The organism is Parvularcula oceani, from assembly GCF_000733125.1.
Taxonomy (GTDB): domain Bacteria; phylum Pseudomonadota; class Alphaproteobacteria; order Caulobacterales; family Parvularculaceae; genus Parvularcula; species Parvularcula oceani.
In genome coordinates this window covers 369079-375173 of the sequence record NZ_JPHU01000002.1, presented here as the reverse complement: position 1 = coordinate 375173, position 6095 = coordinate 369079, and the positions used below count along the sequence as shown (strand labels likewise).

Sequence of the window (6095 nt, the reverse complement as noted above, 5' to 3'; positions counted from 1 at the left end):
GGTGATGGCCGCAGGCATTGATGCAGCCCGAGATCTTGATCTTGAGCTCGCCGATCTCCGCCTGCCGCTCGATGGCGGCGAAGCGCTCCTGGATGCGGTTCGCGATCGGGATGGAGCGCGTATTGGCGAGGTTGCAATAGTCGAGCCCCGGGCAGGCGATGATGTCCGAGACGAGCCCGGCATTGGGGCTGGCGAGCCCGTGCTCGCGCAGCGCGGCATAGAGCGCGGGCAGGTCGTCCTTGCGCACATGGGGCAGGACCATGTTCTGCTCATGCGTGGTGCGGATATCCGAGACGCTGTAGCGGTCGGACAGATCGGCCAGCGCCTCCATCTGCTCCGCCGTGATGTCGCCCGGCGGTTTGCCGTTCGGCTTCAGCGAGACGGTGACGACCGCATGGCCCGCACGCTTGTGGTCGTGAACGTTGCGCTTCGCCCAGGCGGCAAAGAGCGGGTCGCGCGCCTTGGCCGCCTCGAAGGCTTCGCTGACGTCCGGCAGGTCGGCCAGCTCCGGCTCTTCGAAGAAGCCCGCGATCCGCGCCCGCTCGGCCTCGGGCAGGTCGACGCTGCCGCCGGGGCCCATCTCGCGGAAGGCTTTCCACTCTTCCTCGACGGCATGGGTGAACGCCTCCTCGCCCATCTCGTTGACGAGGATCTTGATGCGCGCCTTGAACATGTTGTCGCGCCGTCCGTGCACGTTGTAGACGCGCAGGATCGCTTCGAGATAGCTGAGGAGATCGTCCTTCGGCAGGAATTCGCGCACGACATGGCCCACATAAGGCGTCCGGCCGAGGCCGCCGCCCACCAGCACCCTGAAGCCGATCTCTCCGTCCGCATTCCGATGAAGTTGCAGGCCGATATCGTGCACCTGCGTCGCCGCGCGGTCCTCGCCCGAGGCCGTGACCGCGATCTTGAACTTGCGCGGCAGGAAGGAGAATTCGGGGTGGAAGGTCGACCACTGACGGATGATCTCGCACCAGACGCGCGGATCCTCGACCTCATCGGCGATGGCGCCGGCGAAGGGGTCGGTCGTGGTGTTGCGGATGCAGTTCCCGCTGGTCTGGATCGCATGCATTTCCGCATCGCAGAGGCGCTGCAGGATATCCGGCACGTCGACCAGCGCGGGCCAGTTGAACTGCATGTTCTGGCGGGTGGTGATGTGGCCATAGCCGCGGTCGTAATCGCGCGCGATGCCGGCGAGCACGCGCAGCTGATCCGATGACAGCGTCCCATACGGAATGGCGACGCGCAGCATATAGGCGTGAAGCTGCAGATAGAGCCCGTTCATCAGCCGCAGCGGCTTGAACTGGTCCTCGGTCAGCTCGCCCGTCAGGCGCCGCTCAACCTGGCCGCGGAACTCGTCGACGCGCGCCTGGACGATGGATTTGTCGATGTCGTCGTATTGATACATGGCTAGGCTCTTTCTGCCTGTCTGCCAAATTGGGGGTGGATCGTCGGTCCCGCCTCTCGGATTTCCTCACGCAGCCGTCCGCGGCCGGAAGGATGCGTGCCGCCCGTCGTCTCCACGTCCATGAGATAGGCTCCGACGCTCTCGCTTTCGTCCGCCTGCGCCATGGCGAGCGCGCCGATGGCGTCCTCGCCCTCCACGACCTGCGCGCGGGAGATGTCCTCGGTCCAGCTACCGTCGCCCATGCGATAGATCACCACGCCGTCGCGCAGGCGGTTCGCCGTGAGAATCTTCTCGCCCTCATTGCGGCCCTTCTTGACGCCGCCAGCGGCGATCTTGGCCGGGGCCTGCGCGCGGGGACCTGGGTTTTCTGCGCTCATGAATAGGCTCTTTGTTTGGTGCTGACGCCTTCGGCGACGGGCGCGGGGATGCCCGGAGCCGCGGTCGCGGCTCTTCCGGCGGGGAGGTCGTGCTGCTGGCAGGCTCTCGTCAGGTCGACGAGGCCGCGTCCGTCGGCCCTTGCGGCGACGGCGCCGATGACGAGGATTGCCGGGCCGGTGATGCCGCCGGCGAGGATGTCGTCGGGCAGCCTTTGAAGGTCCGTCTTGACGATCGCCTGCTCGGGCAGAGTGCCCTTCTCGATCACGGCGACCGGCGTGTCCGCCGCAAGGCCGCCCGCGCGCAGATTGCCCGCGACTTCGCCTGCCTTGGCGACGCCCATATAGACCACGATGGTATGCCCCAGCCGCGCCAGCGCTTCCCAGTCTATGCCCGGCGCGCCGCCGCTGCCGCCCTGGGCGGTGACGAAGGTGACGGCCTGGCTGAGCCCCCTATGGGTCAGCGGGACCGATGCATCCGCGCCGCAGCCCGCGGCCGCCGTGATGCCGGGCACCACGCTCGCCGCGATCCCGGCCTCGCGCAGGACGTCGAGCTCTTCGCCGCCGCGGCCGAAGACGTAAGGATCGCCGCCCTTGAGCCGGACCACCCGCTTGCCCTCGCCCGCGAGGCGCACCATCAGCGCGCCGATCTCTTCCTGCGGTAGGCTGTGATCCGAGCGCTTCTTACCGACATAGACGCGCTCGGCGTCGCGACGGATCAGCTCCAACACACCCGTGCCGACGAGATTGTCGTAGAGGACGACATCCGCCTCCTGCAGGACGCGCAGCGCCTTGAGCGTCAGAAGCTCGGGATCGCCCGGCCCCGCGCCGACGATGGCGACATGACCCTGCGGCAGGCGGCTGTCATCGAGTGCCGCTGCGAAGCGCGCTTCGGCGCCCGCTTCGTCGCCGTCGAGAACCGCCTCGGCCACGGGACCCGCCAGAACGCGCTCCCAGAAGCCGCGCCGCGCCTCGGGCGCCACGCGCTCGGCCACCTCGCCGCGCCGCGCGCCGGCGAAAGCGACGAGGGCACCGAGCCTTGCGGGCAGCAGCGCCTCGATCCGCTCGCGCAGGCGGCGGCCGATGACGGGCGCAGCGCCGCCGGTCGAGATGCCAATCGTCACGTCGCCCCGCTCGATCAGCGAGGGAACGACGAAGTCGCAGGCTTGGGGCTGGTCCACCGCATTGACCGGCACGCCCGCCGCCCGGGCGAGCGCGGCCACGCGCGCATCGTCCTCTTCGTCCCCGCTCGCCGCGACGACGAGGGCGGGACGCGGAGACAGTGCCGTGAGCTGTTCCGTTTCGAAGGCGCAACGGCCATCGAATTCGGCTCGGACAGGGGCCTCCGGGCCTGCGCCCCAGAACGTTACCCGCGCATCGGCCTTGAGGAGAAGCCGCGCCTTGCGCGCGGCCAGGGCGCCGCCGCCGCTGACATAGACGTCGCGGTGGCGCAGATCGAAGAAGGCCGGAAAGTAGCGCATCAGAAAACCTAAACCGAAGATCCTGGGAGAAGGAATTGGGGCGCAGGCGGCGATCTTGCAAACGAGGCTTCCTAGCAGGGACGATTAGAGATACTAATCCCCCTCGCGACGAAGCCCGATCCATGCGCCGACTTCCTCCCCTCAATGCCCTCCGCGCCTTCGAAGCCGCGGCCCGCCATCTCTCCTTCGCCCGCGCGGCCGACGAACTCGCCGTGACGCCAGGCGCTGTGAGCCAGCAGATCAAGGCCCTCGAAGAGACCGTGGGCGTCGCGCTGTTCCGCCGCGACCCGCGCGGGCTGGAGCTGACGGAGGCCGGTTCCGCGGCCTTCCCGTCCTTGCGCGACGGCTTCGACAGGTTGGCGGCGGGCGCGCGATTGATGACCGAGCGGGGCGGCCCTCGGCGCGTCACCGTCTCGGCCGCGCCGTCCTTCGCCTCGAAGTGGCTGGTGCCGCGCCTTGACGGCTTTCAGAGCTCGCACCCGGATATCGATGTCTATGTCCATGCGGACATGCAACTCGTCGATTTCTCCTCCGGCGAGGCGGATATCGCGATCCGCTTCGGACGCGGCGAATACGAGAACCTCGACGCGACCCTGCTCATGGCCGAGCGGATCGTGCCGGTCTGCGCCCCCGCCCTCCTGCGGGGGGACCCGCCCCTGAAGACGCCCTCCGACCTCGCGCGTCATACCCTGCTGCACGATGACAGCCGGACCGAGGACGGTCCCTCCTGGGCGATGTGGCTGAAGGCGGCGGGCACCGATATCGACGGTGCGCGCGGCCCCCGCTTCAACCAGTCCTCCCTCGCGATCGAGGCGGCGGTGGCGGGCAAGGGCGTCGCGCTGGCGAAATACGCGCTGGCCGAGGCGGACCTCGTGGCGGCCCGCCTCGTCATTCCCTTCGATTTCACGACGCCTACGGATTTCTCCTATTGGGTCGTGCACCCTTCCGCCAAGGCCGCCCTGCCGGAGGTCGCGGCCTTCAAGTCCTGGCTTCTCGAACAGGTCACTCCGCCGGCGTCAGCTTGAGGAGGCGTCCGCCCTCGCCGTCGCGCTCGTCCTCGAGCAGCCAGACCGCGCCGTCGGGCCCCTGCTCGATCTCGCGCAGGCGGTTCTCGAAGCCGTAGCGTTCCGCCTCGCAGATCTCGCGATTGTCCCATTCGCAGTTCAGGGAGACCTGGACCAGCGCCCGGCTGTTGAGGCCGGTGATCAGCGGCGAGCCCTGCCATGCGTTGAACATGGCGCCGTCATAGATGATCATCGAGGAGGGCGAGATCACCGGGTTCCAGAACTCGTCGGGCTGGCGGAATTCCGGCCGCGTATCGTGCTCGGGGATGTCCGAGCCGTCGTAATTGTCGCCATTGGAGACGACGGGCCAGCCGTAATTCTCGCCCTCCTCGATCTTCTGGAACTCATCGCCGCCCTTGGGCCCCATCTCGTGCTGCCACAGCGTCCCTTCCTCGTCGAAGGCGAGGCCGAGCGTGTTGCGGTGGCCATAGGACCAGATCTGCGCCGTCACGCCGCCCTCATCGTAGAAGGGATTGCCCTCGGCCGCTTCGCCCTCGAGGGTCAGCCGCAGCACCGCGCCGAGATTGGAGGAGCGGTCCTGAGCGGGGTCCTTCTTCTGCCGCTCGCCCGAGGACAGGAACAGGTACTGCCCGTCGGGGCTGAACGCGATCTTGTGGCTGTAATGGCCGCAGCCCGTCACTTTCGGATCCTGCCGCCAGAGGACCTCGAAATCATCAATCCGCATCGCATCGAGATTGAGGGTGCCCCGTCCCATGGCCGCGCCGCGCGTGTCGTTCTCTCCCGCCTCGGCAAAGGTCAGATAGACGAGATCGTTCTCGGCATAATCGGGGTGCAGCGCGACGTCGCCGAGGCCGCCCTGGCCGCAATAGGCGACTTCGGGCACGCCCTCGACCGGTTCGGAGGCCTCTCCGTCCTGCGTGACGATGTGAAGCTGTCCGGGCTTTTCGGTCACCAGCATCCGGCCATCGGGCAGGAAGGTCATCGCCCACGGCTCGTCGAGCTGGCCTTTCACCTCGATTGCGAAGGGATAGGTCTGGGCCGTCTCCTGCGCCATGGCAGCGGCGGGGGCGAGAAGAAGGGCAGTGGCGGCGAGGAGCGTCGATCTGTTCACGGGCCGGATGTCCTTGTTGCGTCGAAGGGGAAGTTAGGGCGAACGCGCTGTCTGAAAAGCCGTTCACCTGCGGCGCATCGCGGAACAGAGCCTGCGGGTCTTTCGTTCCTTTCGTGCAGAGTCACGAATGGAGGAAATCATGGCTCGCTATGGAAGAAGCACCCCTGCCCGCACCGGCGCCCAATCCTTCGGTTACGGCCTGTCGCCCTTCCGGATGATGGACGATCTGCGGCGGGAGATGGACGACGTCTTCGGCAGCTACATGGCGGATTTCGCGCCCCGCGACGGTGGTCGGGGCCATGGGGCCGCCTTCGTTCCCGAGATCGACATCGACCGCGACGGCGACCGCTATCTCATCTCGGTCGAGGCGCCGGGCGTGCGCCCCGAGGAGCTGACCGTCGATGTCGAGAACGGGGTCCTGACGATCTCGGGCGAGAAGAAGGAGGAGCGGCAGGCCGAGGACGGAAGCCGCCGCGAGCGCCGTTATGGCCGGTTCAGCCGTTCGATCCGCCTCGCCGAGGATATCGACGCCGACCGGATCGAGGCGCATCACGAGCATGGCGTCCTGACGATCAGCCTGCCGCAACGCACGCTGCCCGAGGCTGAACGCAAGCGGATCGAGATCCGCTCCGCCGCGGATGGCGACCGCAGCGCCGAAGCCGGGGACGAGACGCAGGACAGCTGACCCGGTCCCGC

The 6095-nt window shown here is 67.9% G+C and carries 6 protein-coding genes; 2 read left to right on the top strand and 4 right to left on the bottom strand.

The window, feature by feature from the left end; genetic code table 11:
* The 3 genes from IE88_RS0104130 to cysG form a co-directional block, all read right to left on the bottom strand.
* The coding region (locus tag IE88_RS0104130; RefSeq protein WP_031550560.1) for a nitrite/sulfite reductase at positions 1-1408 on the bottom strand (1408 nt) is incomplete at its 3' end.
* A gap of 2 nt (positions 1409-1410) precedes the next feature.
* Positions 1411-1785, bottom strand: a complete 375-nt coding sequence (locus IE88_RS0104125; protein WP_051881480.1) for a DUF2849 domain-containing protein — start codon at positions 1783-1785, stop codon at positions 1411-1413.
* Positions 1782-3263 carry a siroheme synthase CysG gene (gene cysG, locus IE88_RS0104120; RefSeq protein ID WP_051881479.1) on the bottom strand — a complete coding sequence of 494 codons (1482 nt, stop codon included), beginning with the start codon at positions 3261-3263 and terminating at the stop codon, positions 1782-1784. Before cysG ends, IE88_RS0104125 begins: the two co-directional genes overlap by 4 nt.
* A gap of 122 nt (positions 3264-3385) precedes the next feature.
* Here cysG and gcvA point away from each other — a divergent pair, with 122 nt between their 5' ends.
* Complete coding sequence (gene gcvA / locus IE88_RS0104115; RefSeq protein WP_031550550.1) at positions 3386-4288, top strand: transcriptional regulator GcvA; 903 nt, start codon at positions 3386-3388, stop codon at positions 4286-4288.
* Here gcvA and IE88_RS0104110 read toward each other — a convergent pair.
* The gene (locus IE88_RS0104110; RefSeq protein WP_081871427.1) at positions 4266-5342 is read right to left on the bottom strand and encodes a PQQ-dependent sugar dehydrogenase; all 1077 of its coding nucleotides are present in this window, start codon (positions 5340-5342) and stop codon (positions 4266-4268) included. The two genes, gcvA and IE88_RS0104110, sit on opposite strands and share 23 nt — an antisense overlap.
* 196 nt (positions 5343-5538) lie before the next feature.
* Here IE88_RS0104110 and IE88_RS0104105 point away from each other — a divergent pair, with 196 nt between their 5' ends.
* The gene (locus IE88_RS0104105; RefSeq protein WP_162178292.1) at positions 5539-6084 is read left to right on the top strand and encodes an Hsp20/alpha crystallin family protein; all 546 of its coding nucleotides are present in this window, start codon (positions 5539-5541) and stop codon (positions 6082-6084) included.
* Positions 6085-6095: the final 11 nt, after the last annotated feature.